General features: G+C 66.2%; 15 protein-coding genes and 1 pseudogene. 7 read left to right on the top strand and 9 right to left on the bottom strand.

The features are described from left to right. Window positions 1-52 precede the first annotated feature (52 nt). Together OKW52_RS09730 and ade are read left to right on the top strand one after the other, a co-directional pair. A complete protein-coding gene (locus tag OKW52_RS09730; protein WP_264505521.1) occupies window positions 53-934 on the top strand; it encodes an NAD(P)-dependent oxidoreductase in 882 nt (293 codons plus the stop codon). Beyond that, entirely contained in the window at window positions 921-2,615 is a 1,695-nt protein-coding gene (ade, locus tag OKW52_RS09735; protein WP_264505522.1) for an adenine deaminase, read from the top strand. Before OKW52_RS09730 ends, ade begins: the two co-directional genes overlap by 14 nt. A 236-nt stretch (window positions 2,616-2,851) precedes the next feature. On the opposite strand, the gene OKW52_RS09740 is transcribed toward ade, so the two are convergent. Further along, window positions 2,852-3,754, bottom strand: coding sequence for a metal ABC transporter solute-binding protein, Zn/Mn family (locus tag OKW52_RS09740; RefSeq protein ID WP_264505523.1), 903 nt, complete (start codon window positions 3,752-3,754; stop codon window positions 2,852-2,854). Window positions 3,755-3,910: 156 nt separating this feature from the next. Between OKW52_RS09740 and OKW52_RS09745 the strand changes: the two are divergent. The 4 genes and pseudogenes from OKW52_RS09745 to OKW52_RS09760 all read left to right on the top strand — a co-directional run bounded on the left by OKW52_RS09745 (window position 3,911) and on the right by OKW52_RS09760 (window position 11,455). Further along, window positions 3,911-6,327 (top strand): annotated as a pseudogene (locus tag OKW52_RS09745) (GcvT family protein). A 125-nt stretch (window positions 6,328-6,452) separates the two neighbouring features. After that, a complete protein-coding gene (locus OKW52_RS09750; protein WP_264507685.1) occupies window positions 6,453-7,352 on the top strand; it encodes a homocysteine S-methyltransferase family protein in 900 nt (299 codons plus the stop codon). 10 nt (window positions 7,353-7,362) lie between these two features. Next, window positions 7,363-9,792: a GcvT family protein gene (locus tag OKW52_RS09755; protein WP_264505524.1), complete on the top strand. Its 2,430-nt coding sequence runs from the start codon at window positions 7,363-7,365 to the stop codon at window positions 9,790-9,792. 115 nt (window positions 9,793-9,907) lie between these two features. Then, a complete protein-coding gene (locus tag OKW52_RS09760; RefSeq protein ID WP_264505525.1) occupies window positions 9,908-11,455 on the top strand; it encodes a trimethylamine methyltransferase family protein in 1,548 nt (515 codons plus the stop codon). Between the two features lie 6 nt (window positions 11,456-11,461). Here OKW52_RS09760 and OKW52_RS09765 read toward each other — a convergent pair whose 3' ends face one another. Next, window positions 11,462-11,872, bottom strand: coding sequence for a universal stress protein (locus OKW52_RS09765; protein WP_264505526.1), 411 nt, complete (start codon window positions 11,870-11,872; stop codon window positions 11,462-11,464). A 30-nt stretch (window positions 11,873-11,902) separates the two neighbouring features. Continuing rightward, window positions 11,903-12,544, bottom strand: coding sequence for a Pr6Pr family membrane protein (locus OKW52_RS09770; protein WP_264505527.1), 642 nt, complete (start codon window positions 12,542-12,544; stop codon window positions 11,903-11,905). A gap of 112 nt (window positions 12,545-12,656) precedes the next feature. Between OKW52_RS09770 and OKW52_RS09775 the strand changes: the two genes are divergently transcribed. Then, window positions 12,657-13,271, top strand: coding sequence for a LysE family translocator (locus OKW52_RS09775; RefSeq protein ID WP_264505528.1), 615 nt, complete (start codon window positions 12,657-12,659; stop codon window positions 13,269-13,271). A gap of 46 nt (window positions 13,272-13,317) precedes the next feature. On the opposite strand, the gene OKW52_RS09780 is transcribed toward OKW52_RS09775, so the two are convergent. From OKW52_RS09780 to OKW52_RS09805, 6 genes are all read right to left on the bottom strand, one after another. After that, window positions 13,318-14,298, bottom strand: coding sequence for a methyltetrahydrofolate cobalamin methyltransferase (locus OKW52_RS09780; RefSeq protein WP_264505529.1), 981 nt, complete (start codon window positions 14,296-14,298; stop codon window positions 13,318-13,320). Beyond that, window positions 14,295-14,960 (bottom strand): HAD family hydrolase, encoded by a 666-nt coding sequence (locus OKW52_RS09785; RefSeq protein ID WP_264505530.1) that lies wholly within the window; start codon window positions 14,958-14,960, stop codon window positions 14,295-14,297. The genes OKW52_RS09780 and OKW52_RS09785 overlap by 4 nt, the downstream gene beginning before the upstream one ends. 4 nt (window positions 14,961-14,964) lie before the next feature. Then, a complete protein-coding gene (locus OKW52_RS09790) occupies window positions 14,965-15,879 on the bottom strand; it encodes a methylenetetrahydrofolate reductase (RefSeq protein ID WP_264505531.1) in 915 nt (304 codons plus the stop codon). Window positions 15,880-15,895: 16 nt separating this feature from the next. Next, window positions 15,896-16,201 (bottom strand): virulence factor, encoded by a 306-nt coding sequence (locus OKW52_RS09795; protein WP_264507686.1) that lies wholly within the window; start codon window positions 16,199-16,201, stop codon window positions 15,896-15,898. 247 nt (window positions 16,202-16,448) lie between these two features. Further along, complete coding sequence (locus OKW52_RS09800; protein ID WP_264505532.1) at window positions 16,449-17,108, bottom strand: outer membrane protein; 660 nt, start codon at window positions 17,106-17,108, stop codon at window positions 16,449-16,451. Between the two features lie 178 nt (window positions 17,109-17,286). Next, entirely contained in the window at window positions 17,287-17,994 is a 708-nt protein-coding gene (locus OKW52_RS09805) for an outer membrane protein (RefSeq protein ID WP_264505533.1), read from the bottom strand. Window positions 17,995-18,197: the final 203 nt, after the last annotated feature.

Here is an 18,197-nt window from a genome sequence, read left to right on the forward strand (position 1 = left end):
TGATCTTGGGCGCGCGAGCGCAATTCAAACCAGCGGCAGTAAGGGGACGGACATGGCACGGGTGGCATTTCTGGGCTTGGGGGTCATGGGCTATCCCATGGCGGGGCATCTGGCAAAGGCCGGGCACGAGGTAACGGTGTATAACCGCACCGCCGCCAAGGCAGAGAAATGGGCCGCCGAGCATGGCGGCAAGGCCGCGCCGACCCCGCGCGAAGCCGCGCAAGGGGCTGAGTTTGTGCTGTGTTGCGTCGGTAATGACGCCGATCTGGCCTCGGTCTGCCGGGGCGAGGACGGCGCGTTCGCAGGCATGAAACCGGGTGCGATCTTTGTCGATCACACAACCGTGTCGGCCAAGATCACCCGCGACCTGGAAGCCGAGGCGCGCGCGGCCGGTCTGGGCTTTGTCGACGCGCCGGTGTCGGGCGGGCAGGCGGGGGCCGAGAATGGCGTGCTGTCGATCATGTGCGGCGGGGCCGAGGGCGATTATGCGGCTGCCGAGCCGGTGATGCAGGCCTATGGGCGCACGGTGAAGCGGCTGGGCGAGTCGGGGTCGGGGCAGATCGCCAAGATGATGAACCAGATCTGCATCGCGGGTCTGGTGCAGGGTCTGGCCGAGGCGCTGCGCTTTGGCGAAAAGGCCGGGATGGACGGCAAGGCGGTGGTCGAGGTCATTCAGGGCGGCGCGGCGGGCAGCTGGCAGATGGCGAACCGCCACGCCACCATGCTGGACAACAAGTTCGACTATGGCTTCGCCGTCGACTGGATGCGCAAGGATCTGGGCATCTGCCTGCAGACCGGCGACGAGATCGGCGCGCCGCTGCCGATGACCGCCATGGTCGACCAGTTCTACAAGGACGTGCAAAACATGGGCGGTGGGCGGTGGGATACCTCCTCGCTGATCGCGCGGTTGCGGCGGGTCGATGGCGATGCTTGAGACCCGGATCGCCCAAGGCAGGGGCGACGAGCCTGCCGATCTGGTGCTCAAGGGCGGCGTGGTCTGGGATATGGTCACTGGCGCGAAGATCGCGGGCGATGTGGCGATCTGCGGTGACCGGATCGTCGGGATCGGTGCCGACTATAGCGGCAAGCGCGAGATTGACGTGTCGGGCAAGCTGCTGGTGCCAGGCTTCATCGACACGCATCTGCATATCGAATCGTCCTGTATCACGCCCTATGAATTCGACCGCTGCGTGCTGCCGCGCGGCGTGACCACGGCGATCTGCGACCCGCACGAGATCGCCAATGTCGCCGGGCTGACCGGCATTCAGTACTTCCTTGAAGCCAGCGCCCGCACGGTGATGGATATCCGCGTCAACCTGTCCTCGTGTGTGCCTTCCACGCATATGGAGACCTCGGGCGCGGTGCTGACGGCGGCGGACCTGTTGCCGCTGGCGGATCATCCGCGCGTCATCGGGCTGGCCGAATTCATGAACTATCCGGGCGTGATTTTCCGCGATCCGGGCTGCATGGAGAAACTCAAGGGGTTCGAGGGCCGCCATATCGACGGGCATGCGCCGCTGTTGTCGGGGCGCGACCTGAATGCCTATGTCGCGGCGGGTATCCGAACGGAACACGAAGCGACCTCGGCTACTGAGGCGACCGAAAAGCTGCAAAAGGGGCTGCGGGTGCTGATCCGCGAAGGCTCGGTTTCCAAGGATCTTGAGGCGCTGGCCGAGGTGCTGACACCGGTGACCTCGGCCTATATGTGCCTTTGCACCGATGACCGGAACCCGCTGGATATCGCGGAACATGGCCATCTGGACTACATGATCCGCCGGTTGATCGAAAAGGGCCGCGACCCGCTGTCGGTCTACCGCGCGGCGTCGCTTAGCGCAGCCGAGGCCTTCGGTCTGAAGGATCGCGGCCAGATCGCACCGGGAAAGCGCGCCGATATCGTCGTGCTGGACGACCCGGCCCAGTGCCGCGCGACGATGGTGTTCTGCGGCGGCGTGCTGGCCGAGGATGCGGCTTTTGCGGCGCGGGAGGTGATCGAACCGGTCGCGCGCACCTCGGTCCATGTGCCGCCGCTGTCGCCCCAGAGCTTCCGCTATGCCGGCAACAACCCGGAAACCCCGGTCATCGGCATCTGGCCCGGCAAGATCCTGACCGAACACCTGCGCCTGCAGATCCCAGCGACCGATGGCGACAAACGCCCGGATCCCGCGCAGGATCTGGCGCGGATCACGGTGATCGAGCGGCACGGCGAAAACGGCAACATCGCCAATGGCTTCGTGCGCGGCTTTACCCTGAAACGCGGGGCGATTGCCTCGACCGTCTGCCATGACCACCACAACATCGCTGTGATCGGCGTCGATTACGCCGACATGGCGCTGGCCGCGCAGCGGCTGGGGCAGATCGAAGGCGGCTTTGTGGTGGTTGAAGGCGGCAAGGTGCTTGCCGAACTCGCGCTGCCAGTCGCCGGGCTGATGTCGCTGGAACCGTTCGAGTTCGTCCGTGACCGGCTGGTGGCCCTGCGCGAAGCGGCCCGGTCGCTGGGGGTCGAGCTGGAAGAGCCTTTCCTGCAACTCGCCTTCGTCGCGCTGCCGGTCATCCCCCATCTCAAGATCACCGATCTGGGCATGGTCGATGTCGACAGGTTCGAAGTGATCGGGTGAGCGGGTGGCGGCGGGCGGGGGCATCGAGCCCCCGCCCGCCGCCCGCGCGTTCCGCGCGCAACAGAGAGGGGGCTAGCCCCCCTCGGGCCGTTCCGGCCCTTCACCCCCCAGGATATTTAGAGGAGCAAAGAGGCGCGGTTTCTTTGCTCTTTTAAATATCCACGGGGATTTTCAAGGGGAGCGTGCTCCCCTTGAAGCAGGGGGTCCGGGGGCGGCGGCCCCCCGGCACCTGTGGGTCAGGGCAAGACAGAGGCGGGAAGCGGCAGGACCGTGCCACCGAGCGCCTCGGTAATCGTGGTCACATTGGCAACGATCATGCCGGGCCATGTATCGGCCCCCGATCCCGCTTCGCCCAGCGCGTCGGAATAGAGCGAGCCGCCGATGCTGAGCGTATGGCCCTTGGACGCCGCGGCCTCGACCAGCGCTCGGACGGCGCGGGGGTTGAGGGTGGTTTCGATAAAAGCTGCGGGCACCTGCCGGTCGGCGGCCAGCTGCGCGGTGGCGTCGATGTCGGCGATCGAGGCTTCGGATTCCGTGGAAATCCCCTGGATCGCGGCGTTCTCAAGCCCGTAGGCACGCGAAAAATAGTGGAAAGCGTCATGCGCGGTCAGCAGCACGCGCTGCGCTTCGGGAATGGTCGCCAGCGTGTCGCGTGCCCAGAGGTCCAGCGCCTCGGCCCGGGCGATTTCGCTGTCGCGCCCTGCGGCGATCTGCTCGGCACACGCGGGCGCAAGCTCTGCAAGCACCTCGGCCAGCGCCGGGAAGGTCGTCGCCCAGAGCCCCGGGTCCATCCAGATATGCGGGTCGGGCGCGTCGCCGTGCAGCAGCAGGCGTTCTGGCTCGACCGACGGACCCAGCACCGCCGCGCCGACGCGCTCCAGAATCGCACCCAGCCGCCCCTCCAGCCCCAGCCCCAGCGAGACGATGCGATCGGCGCTGCGCAGCAGGGCCACATCCGAAGGCCGCGCCTGATAGAGATGGGGGTCCAGCCCCGGCCCGATCAGGACCTCGACCTGCACACAGTCACCCGCCATGCGCTGGGCCGGGTCGCCGATCATGCCGATCGTGGCCAGCAGGACGGGTTGGGCCGCCGCGGGCGAGGCGACTAGCAAGGCGAGGGCAGTCAGGGTCTTGCGCATGAAGGCTCCAGGGTTGTCGTGCAACAGGTAGAGGGTTCGTGGCGGCGGAACAAGGTGAGCGCTGCTGATCGGATTTTCCGATCAATTGGCCGCGAAAATGCGAATTGCCAGCGCGACCGGGCTGCGCTCATATGAGCACAGAGAACGGAGAGCGGCATGGTCGAGACAGCGCGTGTGGTGATCATCGGGGGAGGGGCCGTCGGCGCCTCGGCGCTCTATCATCTGGCGCTGGCGGGTTGGACCGATTGCCTGCTGCTCGAGCGCAACGAGCTGACCGCAGGCTCGACCTGGCACGCGGCGGGCAATGTGCCGACCTTTTCGTCGTCCTGGTCGATCATGAACATGCAACGCTATTCGGCCAGCCTTTATCGCGGTTTGGGCGATGCTGTCGGCTATCCGATGAACTATCATGTCACCGGCTCCGTGCGGCTGGGCCACACGCAAGAGCGGCTGCGCGAGTTCCACAAGGTTGTCGGCATGGGGCGCACACAGGGCATGGATCTGGCGATCCTCAGCCCCGGCGAGATCCGCAGCCGCTACCCGTTCCTTGAAACCCACGACCTGACCGGCGCGCTCTATGATCCGTATGACGGCGACATCGACCCCGCGCAGCTGACCCAGGCGCTGGCGGCGGGCGCGCGCCAGCTGGGCGCCCGGATCGAGCGGTTCCGCCCGGTGACCGCCGCGCGATGGGAGAAGGGCGAATGGGTGCTCGACACGCCCAAGGGCGAGGTGCGCTGCGAATATGTGGTGAACGCGGCCGGCTATTACGCCGCGCGCGTCGGCGCGCTGTTCGGGCGCCGCGTGCCGATGATGGTGATGAGCCATCAATATCTGCTGTTCGATACCATCCCCGAGCTGGAAGCATGGTCCAAGGAGACCGGCGGCAAGCTGCCCTTGCTGCGCGACGTCGACAGCTCGTATTACCTGCGGCAAGAGAAGATGGGCTTCAACCTTGGCCCTTATGAAAACCCCTGCCGCGCGCATTGGGCCACGCCCGATGACCCGATGCCCGAGGATTTCAGCTTTCAGCTCTATCCCGATGATCTGGACCGGCTTGAATGGCACATGGCCGACGCGATGGCCCGCGTGCCGCTCCTGGAAAAGGCCAAGCTGCAAAAGGTCATCAACGGCCCGATCCCCTATACCCCTGACGGCAACCCGCTGATCGGCCCGATGCCCGGCGTGCCCAATGCGTTTGAGGCCTGCGTGTTCACCTTCGGCATCTGTCAGGCCGGGGGGCGGGCAAGGTGTTGGCCGAATGGGTAACCCAAGGCGGCACGGAATGGGACATGTGGTCGTGTGACCCGCGCCGCTTTACCGGGTTCGAGGGGCAGGATTACTGCGTCGCCAAGGGGATGGAGGTCTATGGCCACGAATACGGCATCCATTTCCCCATGGCGCGCTGGCCTGCCGGGGCGGATCAGAAGCGCTCGCCCGTGCACGAGCGGGTGGTCGCGCTGGGCGGCCAGATGGCCCCTTATAATGGCTGGGAACGCGCCGAGTGGTTCGCCCGGCCCGGCGACGACACCTCCTGGGAGGCCACGCAGACCTTCCACCGTGACGGTCCGTGGGCCGAGCGGATCAGGGCCGAATGCGAGGCGGTGCGCGATGGCTGCGGCGTGCTGGACCTTCCCGGCTTCACCCGCCTGCGCGTTACCGGACCGGGTGCGCACGACCATGTTGCCAGCCTGATCAGCGGCAAGATGCCTGCGCCGGGCCGCATCGGGCTGGCCTATTTCCCCGATCATCGCGGCCGTATCCTGACCGAGATGACGGTGATGAACGAGGGCCGCGACGCGGTCGGCCTGATCACCGCCGCCGTCGCCCAGCTGCACGACCGCGCGGTGCTCGAACGCGGCCTGCCCGCGGGCTGCCAGATCGAAGACCACTCGGACGCCGCCACCTGCTTCATCGTCACCGGGCCAAAGGCGCGTAGCCTGCTGACCCCGCTCACCGATGCAGACCTGACGCTGCCCTGGCTGTCGGTTCAGCACGCCAGCGTGGCAGGACACCGCTGCGCCCTGATCCGCGTCTCTTTCGCCGGAGAACTCGGCTGGGAGCTGCACAGCAGCCTCAGCGACGCCCCCGCGCTCTACGACGCACTTCTTGCCGCCGGGGCCACCCCCTTCGGCATGAAGGCCTTGAACGCGCTGCGCATCGAGAAAGCCTACCGGGCGTGGAAAGGCGACCTCTCGACCGACTATTCCCTGCTGCAGGGCGGGCTTGAGCGCTTCATCGACTGGTCCAAAGACTTCCCCGGCAAAGCCCCGCTTGAGGCCGAACGCCAGCACGGCCCGGCGAGGCGCTTCACCTCCCTCACCGTCGACGCCCCCGATTTCGACCCGCCCTATATGGCCAATATCTGGTGCGGTGATCAGATCGTCGGTGAGGTCACCTCGGCCGCCTGGGGGCACCGCGTCAATGCCTGTGTCGCGCTGGGCATGATCCGCGCCGACCTTGCAACCCCGGGAACAGACGTGCAGATCGAGATCTATGGCGAGCGCCGCCCGGCCACGATCCAAGGCCCCGGCCCGCTCTGGGATCCACGTAACGAAAGACTGCGCGCATGAGCATTTTCTGTCCTGAAATATCCACGGGGGTTTCCAAAGGGGGAGTGTACTCCCCCTTTGGCGAGGGGGCTCCGGGGGGCGAGCAGCCCCCCGGTTCTGCGTCAGACCGTGGCGCGAGCAGCCCGCTGCCACCAACAGTCACCCTCCTTGACGGCGGGATGGGACAAGAGCTGATCCGACGCGGCGGTGATAATCCCTCGCCGCTCTGGGCGACGCGGGTGATGATCGACCACCCCGGTCTGGTGCAGGCGATCCACGCCGATTACTTCGCCGCCGGCGCCAGCCTTGCCACGACCAATACCTACGCGATCCACCACGACCGGTTGGTCAATAACGCGATGGATCATCGGTTTGCCCAACTGCATGAGGCAGCACTTGATGAGGCCGCCGCCGCCCGCAAAGCGCATGGCACGGGCCTGATCGCCGGCTCTACCGGCCCGCTGGGCGCGTCCTACCGCAGCGATCTGATGCCGCCGCCGGAAAAAGCCGCCGCGCTCTATGCCGAGATCGCCGCGATCCTCGCCCCCCGCGTGGACGTGATCATCGGCGAGACGCTGGCCACGCTTTCCAACGTCCGTGCCTTCCTTGACGGCACCGCACAGGGCGCGCCAAACACGCCGCGCTGGATTTCCGTCACGGTCGAGGATCGCGACGGCACTCTCCTGCGCTCGGGCGAGCCGCTGACCGACCTTGCCGATCTGGCGCAGCAGGCCGATGCCGTGCTGGTCAACTGTTCGTCGCCCGAGGCGATTGATCAGGCGATGCCGATCCTTGCGACCTTCGGCAAACCCTTCGGCGGACAGGGCAACGGGTTCCAGCAGATCACCTCGGATTTCCTCAAGGCCAATCCGACCGTCGACGCGCTGACCAACCGTCCCGAGATGACGCCCGAGCGCTACGCCGACTTCGCCATGGGCTGGGTCGCGCAGGGGGCCACCCTGATCGGGGGCTGCTGCGAAACCGTGCCCGACCACATCGCCGCCATCGCCCACCGCCTGCGCGCGGCGGGTTATCCCATCGCCTGAGGTGTCGCCCATGCCCCTGCCAACGCATGCCCGTGTGGTGATTATTGGCGGGGGCATTTCGGGCTGCTCCGTCGCCTATCATCTGGCCAAGGCGGGCTGGACGGACATTGTTCTGCTGGAACGCAAGCAGCTGACCTGCGGCACCACATGGCACGCCGCCGGGCTGATCGGCCAGCTGCGCGGTTCGCTGAACATGACCCGCCTCGCCAAGTATTCGGCAGACCTCTACGTCCGGCTCGAAGCCGAGACCGGCATCGCCACCGGGATGCGCCAGACCGGCTCGATCAGCGTGGCGCTGACGCAAGCCCGGCGCGAGGAACTCTACCGCTCGGCCGCGCTGGCCCGCGCCTTTGACGTGGCGGTGGACGAGATCAGCCCGGCGCAGGTCAAGGCGATGTACCCGCATCTCAATGTCGGCGATGTGGTCGGCGCGGTGCATCTGCCGCTCGACGGGCAATGCGATCCCGGCAACATCGCGCTGGCGCTGGCCAAGGGCGCGCGGATGCGCGGCGCGCAGGTGTTTGAGGGCGTGAAGGTCACAAAGGTGCTGGACGACGGCACGCGGGTCACCGGCGTCGCCTATGAGGCGGGGGGCGAGGCCGGGGTGATCGCCTGCGAGCATGTGGTCAATTGCGGGGGTATGTGGGGGCGCGATCTGGCGGCTCAGTCGGGTGTCACGCTGCCGCTGCACGCCGCCGAGCATTTCTATCTGGTGACCGAACCGATCGAAGGCCTGGGCCGTCTGCCGGTGCTGCGCGTGCCCGATGAATGCGCCTATTACAAGGAAGACGCAGGAAAAATGATGCTGGGGGCCTTCGAGCCCAAGGCAAAACCCTGGGGCATGGCGGGTATCCCTGAGGATTTCTGCTTCGACAGTCTGCCCGAGGATTTCGAGCATTTCGAGCCGATCCTGGGGCTGGCGATGAACCGCATGCCGCTGTTTGAAAAAGCCGGGATCCACACGTTCTTTAACGGTCCCGAAAGCTTTACGCCGGATGATCGCTACTACCTTGGGCCCGCGCCGGAACTGGGCAACTACTGGGTCGCGGCGGGGTATAATTCGGTGGGGATCGTGTCGTCCGGCGGGGCGGGGATGGCGCTGGCGCATTGGATGACTGAAGGCGAAGCGCCGTTTGATCTGTGGGATGTCGACGTCCGCCGCGCGCAGCCGTTCCAGCGCAACCGGCGCTATCTGAAGGAGCGGGTGACCGAGACGCTGGGCCTGCTCTATGCCGACCACTTCCCCTACCGGCAGGTCGAAACCGCGCGCGGTATCCGTCGCTCGCCGCTGCACGCGCATCTGGCCGCGCGCGGCGCGGTGTTTGGCGAGGCGGCGGGATGGGAGCGCGCCAACTGGTTCGCCAAGCCGGGGCAGGAACGGGAATACCGCTATGCCTGGGGGCCGCAGAACTGGTTTGGCAACCAGAAGGCCGAGCATCTGGCGGTGCGCGACGGGGTCGGGCTGTTCGACATGACCTCGTTCGGCAAGATAAGGGTCGAGGGGCGCGATGCCTGCGCGTTCCTGCAACGGCTCTGCGCCAATGACGTGGATGTCGCCGCGGGGCGGATTGTCTATACGCAGATGCTCAACGACCGGGGCGGGATCGAAAGCGATCTGACCGTCACACGCCTGTCCGAGAGCGCCTTCCTGCTGGTCGTCCCCGGCGCGACCCTGCAGCGCGATCTGGCCTGGTTGCGGCGGCATGTCGGCGATGCCTTTGCCGTCATCACCGACGTGACGGCGGGCGAGGCGGTGCTGTGCCTGATGGGCCCGCAGGCGCGCGTGGTGCTGGCGCGGGTCAGCCCGGCGGCGCTGGACAATGACGCTTTCCCCTATGCCACCGCGCAGGAGATCGAGCTGGGCCTTGGTCTGGCCCGCGCGCACCGGGTGTCGTACGTGGGCGAGCTGGGCTGGGAGCTGTATGTCAGCACCGATCAGGCCGCGCATGTGTTCGAGGCGCTGGTCGAGGCAGCGCCGGAGATGGTGCTTTGCGGTCTGCACGCGCTGGATAGTTGCCGCATAGAGAAGGGCTTTCGCCACTGGGGCCATGACATCACCGATGAGGACCACGTGCTTGAGGCCGGGCTGGGATTTGCGGTCAGGACGGCCAAGGGCGACTTCATCGGCCGCGACGCGGTGCTGCGCAAACGCGAGGCCGGGCTGACCCGCCGGATGGTGCAGTTCCTGCTCAGCGACCCTGCCGCGATGGCCTATCACAACGAACCGATCTGGCGTGACGGGCGCATCGTGGGGACGGTGAGTTCGGGCAATTACGGCCATGCGCTGGGGGCCTCGGTTGCCATGGGCTACGTGCCCTGCGTGCCGGGCGCGGATGTGCTGGCCGGGACTTATGAGATCGACATTGCCGGGCGGCGGGTGGCGGCGAGGCCGTCGCTGGTGCCGCTCTATGACCCGACGGCGGTGCGCGTTCGGATGTGACGAAGCCGGGGGGCTGCTCGCCCCCGGACCCCCTCGCCCAAGGGGGCGCAGGCGCCCCCTTGGGAAACCCCCGTTCAAAAGATGCGTATTTTCAGCAAGATGAAGGAGTTGCGCGATGACGGATGATGTGTGCGCGCCCGCAAAGGCACGGCGGAGCGGGGGGCGCGGGGCGCGGGTTGCGCTGCGCGCGGCTCCTCTGGAAGAGATGCTGCGTCCGGTACGGGCGGGGATGTCGGGCGGGCAGTACAACCCGCTGAGCGCGGCTTCGGTTCAGCGCATCCATGAGGCGGCGCTGCAGGCGCTGGAAGTCATCGGGCTGGCCAATGCACCGCAGTCGGGCATCGAGATCATGACGCGGGCCGGGGCCATTCTGGGCGGTGACGGGCGGCTGCGCTATCCGCGCGCGCTGGTCGAGGACATGCTGGCCAAGGCGGCGCGCGGCATCACCCTGCATGGCCGCGACCCGCGCCACGATCTGCATCTTGAGGGCACGCGGGTGCATTACGGCACGGCGGGCGCGGCGGTGCATGTGGTCGATCTGGAGACCAACACCTACCGCGACTCGACCGCGCAGGATCTGCATGACGCGGCGCGGCTGGTGCACCATCTGGACAATGTGCATTTCTTCCAGCGGATCTGCGTGTGTCGCGATGTGATCGACAATTTCGACATGGATATCAACACGCTCTACGGTGCCTTGGCGGGGACGACCAAGCATGTCGGCACCTCGTTCAGCGATCCGGCGCATGTGGCGGGGTGTTTTGAGCTGCTGCACATGGTGGCAGGCAGCGAGGCGGCCTGGCGCGCGCGGCCCTTCGTGAGCAATTCCAACTGCTTCGTTGTCCCGCCGATGAAATTCGCCGAGGAAAGCTGCATCACCATGGAGGCCTGTATCCGCGCGGGCATGCCGGTGCTGCTGCTGTCTGCCGGGCAGGCCGGCGCGACCAGCCCCGCACCGATTGCCGCCACCATCGTGCAGGCAGTGGCCGAATGTCTGGCGGGGGTGGTCTATGTCAACGCCATGGCGCCAGGCCATCCGGCGGTGTTTGGCACCTGGCCCTTCGTCAGCGATCTGCGCACGGGGGCGATGTCGGGCGGCAGTGCCGAGCAGGCGCTGCTGACGGCGGGTTGCGCGCAGATGCACCGCTTCTACGGTCTGCCGGGCGGGGCGGCGAGCGGCATTTCCGACAGCAAGCTGCCTGACATGCAGGCGGGATGGGAGCAGGGCATCACCAATACGCTGGCCGGGCTGGCCGGGCTGAACCTGTGCTATGAGGCGGTGGGCATGCATGCCTCATTGCTGGGGTTCAGCTTTGAGTCGATCACGTTGGGGGATGATCTGCTGGGGCAGGCGCTCAGATGCGTGCGCGGCATTGATGTGACCGACGATTCGGTCTCGCTGGAGGTGATGAAAGAGGTCTGTCTGGGCGGGCCGGGGCATTATCTGGGCACCGATCAGACCCTGAAACTGATGCAGACCGAATACATCTATCCGGCAGTTGCCAACCGGATGAGCCCCAAGGAATGGGGCGAGGCGGGGCGGCCGATGCTGCTGGACGCGGCCAAGAAGCGCACGGCGGATATTCTGGCGCGGGCGCCCAGCCAGATTGACCCGGCCACGGACCAAGCGGTGCGCAGCCGGTTCAACATTCACTTCACCTGATGCCGTTCAGCGCGAGATCAGGACCGAGCATTGCGCGTGCCGAACGACACGGGCGGCGGTCGAGCCGATGAAATAGTCGCTCAAGCCCGGACGGTGCGAGGCGATCATGATCAGATCGGCCCCGGTGTCATCGGCGCATTGCAGGATCTGGCTGGCTGCCGCGCCGGTGCGGATCTCGGTCTGGATCGCGCTTGATTTGCCGTCAGAGAGCAGCGCCAGCTCGACCTTGGCCTCGGCCTGACGGCGGTCGTTCAGGTCGCGCGGCAGTTCGGCGGCGATATAGGTCGGCACATCCTCGAGAACGTGCAGCAGGCGGATCACGCCGCCGTCGTCCAGCAGCTGTTCGGCCTTTGCGATCAGGGCCTTGCCTGCCTCGCCATGGCTCAGGTCGACGGCGACGATGATGTTGGTGTACATGATGTTGCTCCGTATTCGCGTGTGAGGGACTTATAGCGCGGGCGGTGACGGCCTGCGTTGATCTGGGTCAAGGCCGCGCATCAGCCGGGCGATGCCCAGCAGGACCAGCCCGCCAAGCGCAAAGGCCACGCAGAGCCCGACGATGTTCAGCGCGACCTGCGCCACGCCATACTGCCCGAGGTCGAGAAAGAAATACGGATAGATCCCGTCGCTCTGTCCGCGCACCAAAGCATAGAGGCAATAGGCCACCGGCCAGATCAGCCAGACGGGCAGCATCCGCAGGCTCAGCGCCTTGCCGCCCCAGATCAGCCACCACAGGACGGCACCCAAGGGCACCAGCGTGTGATAGCCCAGATCGGTCCAGAAATCGGGTCCGGTCAGAGGCGTGTCGGGGACCAGCAGCGTGTGATAGATGCCGCCGACCATGGCGATGGACAAAACGATTCCCGCCAGCCAACCGTCACCGGGACGCCGCCCCAGCGCGATCAGCGCGAAGGCGATACCGGTCACCCCGTTGGTCAGAATGGTAAAGAACCGCACCAGCACCCACAGGCGGGCCAGCACGCTGCCCAGTTCGGGCTGCGCGCCCATGATCAGAAGCTGCCCGTAGATCGAGGCGAAAGCGATCAGCGCAATCAACGCGGCGGCGGCGCGGGCGAGGGGCGGTGTCATGGGAACCTCCGGTCTGACACCAGAAGGATAGCGGCTTTTCGGCGGAAATCACGTCAGGATTGCACGGCGCGAGAGATCGCGACAGACTGCGGGCAACGCAGGGAGAGCTTCTATGGATATGATGTCTATATCGGTGTTTGCGCTGGCCTTGATGGTGGCGGCGGGCACGCCCGGTCCCAGCATTGGGGCGCTGGTGTCGCGGGTGCTGGCGCGTGGCTGGCGCGATGTGCTGCCCTTCGTGGCCGCGATGTGGCTAGGCGAGGTGGCGTGGCTGCTCGCCGCGCTGGCCGGGCTGACCACATTGGCGCAGAGCTTCCATCTGGCTTTTGTGGTGCTCAAATGGGCGGGTGTTGCCTATTTGGTCTGGATGGCAGTGCAGATGTGGCGCGCGCCGGGGCAGGCGGGTGAGGGGGCGCTGCCGCGTCGCGGCTCGGCGTGGTCAATGTTCGGCGCGGGGCTGGCGGTGACGCTGGGCAACCCCAAGATCATGGTGTTCTATCTGGCGCTTTTGCCGACGCTGGTCGATCTGCGGGCGACGGGCTGGGGCGAGGCGGCGGTGCTGGCCGGGGTGACGCTGGTCACGCTGGCCGTGGTTGATCTGGGATGGATCGCGCTGGCGCAGCGGGCGCGCGCCTTGCTGCGCACGCCGCGCGCGGTCAGGCTGACGAACCGGGCCAGCGCGCTGGTTATGGGCGGCGCGGCGGCGGCGATCGCGGCCAAGGCCTGAGCGCAGGGGAAAAAGGGCAGCCCCGGCGGGCTGCCCCTGAGATGGATCAGCCGCGACCGCGACGCCCGCCGCGCCGGCCCGAGGCGGCGGCCGAGGCGGCAGCCGAGGCTTCGGCGAAGGTCGCGCCCTCTTTCATCGCTTCCAGCACTTTGGCCAGACGGATCCATTCACCGCCGTTGGAATCGTGGTTCATCAGCAGGTTGGCGGCGCGGATCGCCTCCATTTCCTGACTGCGGATCGGGTTCATGATGGCCGAGGTCATGCCCGCGCCCATCGCCATCGGCAGGAAGGCCGCGTTGATCCCGTGGCGGTTGGGCAGGCCGAACGAGATGTTCGACGCCCCGCAGGTGGTGTTCACGCCCAGCTCATCGCGCAGACGGCGCACCAGCGCGAAGACCTGATGCCCGGCGGTCGCCATGGCGCCGATCGGCATCACCAGCGGATCGACGACGATGTCATGCGCGGGGATGCCGAAATCGGCGGCGCGTTCGACGATCTTCTTGGCGACGGCAAAGCGCACATCGGGATCGGTGGAGATCCCGGTGTCATCGTTCGAGATCGCCACAACCGGCACGTTGTATTTCTTGACCAGCGGCAGGACCATTTCCAGCCGGTCCTCTTCACCCGTGACCGAGTTCAAGAGCGGGCGACCGTTGCAGGCTTTCAGCCCGGCTTCCAGCGCGCCGGGGACCGAGCTGTCGATGCACAAGGGCACGTCGGTGATCGCCTGCACGCGCTCGATCAGCAGCTTCATCAGCGGCGGCTCGACAAAGTTGTTGTCGGCATAGCGCGGGTCGCTGGCCATCTTGTTGGTGAACACCGCGCCCGAGTTGATGTCGAGCACCGTCGCCCCGCAGATCACCTGTTCAAGCGCGTCCCGCTCGACGGTCGAGAAATCGTCAAGCTCCAGCTCGGCGGCCAGTTTCTTGCGGCCCGTGGGGTTGATGCGCTCGCCGATCACGCAGAAGGGCTCGTCAAAGCCGATGATGACGGTCTTGGTCGCGGATTCGAGGACGGTGCGGGTCAAGGGGTAACTCCTTCAAGGCTCGCCAGCAGCGGGGCCAGCGTGGGATCGGTGAAATCGGAAATCGTGTGGTGAGCACCCGCCGCCCGCAATGCGGCGTCGGACAGGGTCGAGCGCAGGCCGATCACCCGCGCCCCGGCAGCATGGGCGGCGCGGATGCCCGAGGGGCTGTCCTCGAACGCGAGGCAATCGGCGGGGGCGACGCCCAAAAGGGTTATCGCCTGCGCATAGGGGTCAGGATGCGGCTTGCCGCGCGCGCATTCCTCGCCGATGACCAGCACCTCGAACCGCGCCCGCTGGCCAATCGCGGCCAGCATCGCCTCGGCATTGAGCCGGTTGGCGTTGGTGACCACGGCCAGCCCGTATCCGGCGCGCTCGGCGTGATCCAGCACCGCACCCAGTCCCGGCATGGCGGGAAACGGGCGGGGCAGGCGGCGGCGGAACTCGGCTTCCTTGGCGTCGGACAACGCCTGCGGATCGGCCTCACCGGGCAGGAACTCGGCGAAGATATCGACATTCAGGCGGCCGTGGACATGCGCCATGTAGAACGCCTCGTCCACCGCCAGCCCGCGCGCAGCCATCAGATCGGCAAAGACCGCGATATGGATCGGATCGGTGTGCAGCATCGTCCCGTCCAGATCGAAGAGCAAAGCCGCGCGCCGCATCCGGTCAGGCCGCCGCGCTGACGGGGGTCTGGCCGTGACGATGGGTCCATTCGGCGTTGGTCTTGATGCCGCCGAGCGGGAAGAAATGCACCGATTCAATGCCGAAACCGGGGTTGGCGGCCTTGTGCTCGGCCAGCTGGATCAGCAGCTCGTCCGGCTCATAGGGCAGCAGCAGCTTGGACACGTCCATCGCGCGTTTCTGCAAGACCTTCAGCGACGGGCCGACGCCGCAGGCTATGGCGAATTTGATCAGCGTCTGCAGCTTGGCCGGACCCGCGATGCCGATATGCACCGGCAGATCGACGCCCGCTTTTTGCAGGTTGTTGACCCAGTCGATCACCGGGCCCGCGTCAAAGCAGAATTGCGTGGCCATGGCCATTTTCGCATCGGTACGTTGGGCAAAGGCGGTTTTCCAGCGCGCGGCTTCCATCACCATGCGGTCGGATCCGTCGGGGTCGATGTCCTTGTTGCCCTCGGGGTGGCCCGCGACATGCAACCGCTCGAACCCGTCAAAGCAGCCCGATTCAAGCAATTGCATGGACGAGTTGAAATCGCCCAGCTGCTTTTGCGGGTTGCCGGCCAGAATCAGGCCCTGCTTGACGTCCGCCTCGCCCTTGTAGCGCGCCACCCAGTCGGCCAGCATCGCCTTGTCGGCGATGATGCGCGCGGGGAAATGCGGCATCGGCTCGTACCCCTCAGCGCGCAGGCGCTTGGCGGTCGCGGCCATTTCCTCGATTGGCGTGCCCTCGATATGGGCGATGTAGACGCGGGTGCCGGCGGGCAGCAGCGTGCGGAAATCGGGGATCTTTTCGGCGGTGCGCGGCATCACCTCGATCGAGTAGCCGTTCAGAAAAGCGGTTAGCGCGGCAGAGCCGGTCCGGGCAGGGGCGGCCTTGCGGCCAAAGGGGAACAGAGCCATGAGAGCCTCCCAGAGGTTAGCCACGCGCCGCCCACCCGTCATTGGCGATCAGCGCCTTGATTGCCTCTGCGTCGTAGTCCTGTTCCAGCTTGGCAGCCTCGGCGCGGGCGACCTGTTCCTGTTCGCCAGCGACATCATAGGGGTCGGCTTTGCGCCAATCGGCCATGTAGCTGTCGGCGTCGCGTGCGCCCACTTTCATCGCGCAGCGGTCGATGGCCTGCTCGAAGCGTTCGGGCAGCTGCACCTTGGCTGCACGGCGGCCTTTGCCGACGATGACCTGTGCGGGAATATCGCGCCAGAAGACGATGGTGACCGGCTGCATCGGGGCGTCTGACATGGGGACTCCTGTAGGGGCGTTACGGCGCACTCTGGCCGGAACTGCGCGCAGCGGGCGCGCCGTTTTCGACCTTGCCGCAGCGGTAAGCGACCTGCCCGTGATAGCAGGTGCGGCGTGACAGGGGCCAGCCGTCGGGATGTGAAAAATCCTCAGCATCTTGATGCGGAAAACAACAAAAGGCCCGCTCTCCTGTGCCGGAGAGCGGGCCCGATGTCAGCGCTGAAGCGTCAGATCAGAAGCGGCGCACCAGCGAGAAGCGCACCAGATCCAGATCGCCGTCGACCGTGGTCGCGCCGAAGGTTTCATCGCCATAGAAGTAGTGCTCGTAGTCGCCGCGAACGGTCCAGTCGTTCGACAGGGCGTGCTCATAGCCCAGACCCAGCATGGCACCGCCAAAGCGCGCGCCGTCGCCTGCAACGGTGACGCCGGCGTTATCGACAACAACGCTGCGCGAATCCGTGCCGTAACCGGCGGTCATGAAGACCAGCGAGCGGTCCATGGCATAGCCCAGACGACCACGGATCGAGGCCTGATGGTCCGAGGCGCTGGTACAGGTCAGCGTACCGCCGACACCACAATCGTTGGTGCCATCGCGGTTCGACACGTCAAGCGCGACTTCCGCACCATAGACCATGTTGCCGTTCTGCCAGTTGTAGCCGGCGATCCCGCTCAGGCCCGCGCCCTGCACGTCGGGGAAGTTGGGCGTTGCAACGCCGGTGGACATATCGCCCCGACCGTAGGTGACGCCAAGACCGGCATACGCGCCGGACCAGTCATACGACGCAACCGGTGCGATGGTGACGGGGGGTTCATAGACGGGAGCAACGGGGCCCGACGCCAGTGCAGCGGTGCCGATGGCAGAGGTGAGGGCTGCGATGACAAAGGTTTTCATGGCTCATTCCAATCGTTTCTTGATGTGCTGATCAGACAACGCTGCCTGACGCATTTGGTTCCATTCGTACCCGGGCGCGGTGCATTTTTTTGCATTTTGCAAGGGTGTGTCCCGGCAGGGACATAACCGGGCACGCCCCGGACGGGGCGTGCCACGGAATTCGGTGAGAGCGGTCTGGTTAGAAGCGGAAGTTCGCACCCAGTCGGACTTGCCCGTAGGCCACGTCGGTAAAGCAGTCGACGCTGCAGCCACCGCCCGGCAGCTCCAGACGGCCGAGATCGGTGTGAAGATACTCGAGGTTGACAGAGAACGAAGTCGTCAGGGCATGTTCGACGCCCAGGCCCGCCACCCAACCGTTCAGGCGATCACTGCCGGTTGCAACCGTTGCGGTGCCGGTTGCCGCGCCGCTGGCAAAGCCAAGGGTCCCGTAGACCAAGGTCCGGTCAAAGGCCCGGCCAATGCGGCCCCGCAGGTTGTAGACGTCGCTGACCTCGGTCGAACAGACGTTGCTCGCGCTGCAGCCAAAAGTGCCGCTGGTCGCGCCATTCGCCGTCAAGGTCGAGCCGGAATAGTCAAACGCAGCGCCGTACACCATCGGGCCGCTCTGCATATCGTAGCCAAAGGTCACGCCCCAGGGATGGCCGCTCCAGTCACCCGGTTCAGCGGTGGCCCCGATACTGCGCTCGGACCAGACGTTGTCCCCCGTCGGGCTGGCGATTGTTACGCCGACATACGCGCCGCCCCAATCATAGGTCGCAATGGGCGCTGCAACCGTCATCGGCGGTTGGTAGACGGGTTCTGTTGGCCCCGATGCAAGCGCCGCTCCGGCGGAAAAAACCGCCAGAAGGGCCGGGACGGCGATGCTGGATGAAATGAAACGCGTCATGGTATCGCTCTCCGTTAAAAATGAGTGCCGGTTAAAAATGAAGGCCGGTGCCGTTTGGGGGCACGTGTCACGCGCAGCTGTCCGGGGTTGCCCTGGCTTTTCGAATCACCTTGACGGTCGGGTCTCGTTAAGCCGAAGTATCCGCCTGCTCCGGAACGAAAGCCAATCACGCCGTTGTGCAACCAAGATGCGCGTCGATTTTC

Source organism: Pararhodobacter zhoushanensis, from assembly GCF_025949695.1.
Taxonomy (GTDB): domain Bacteria; phylum Pseudomonadota; class Alphaproteobacteria; order Rhodobacterales; family Rhodobacteraceae; genus Pararhodobacter; species Pararhodobacter zhoushanensis_A.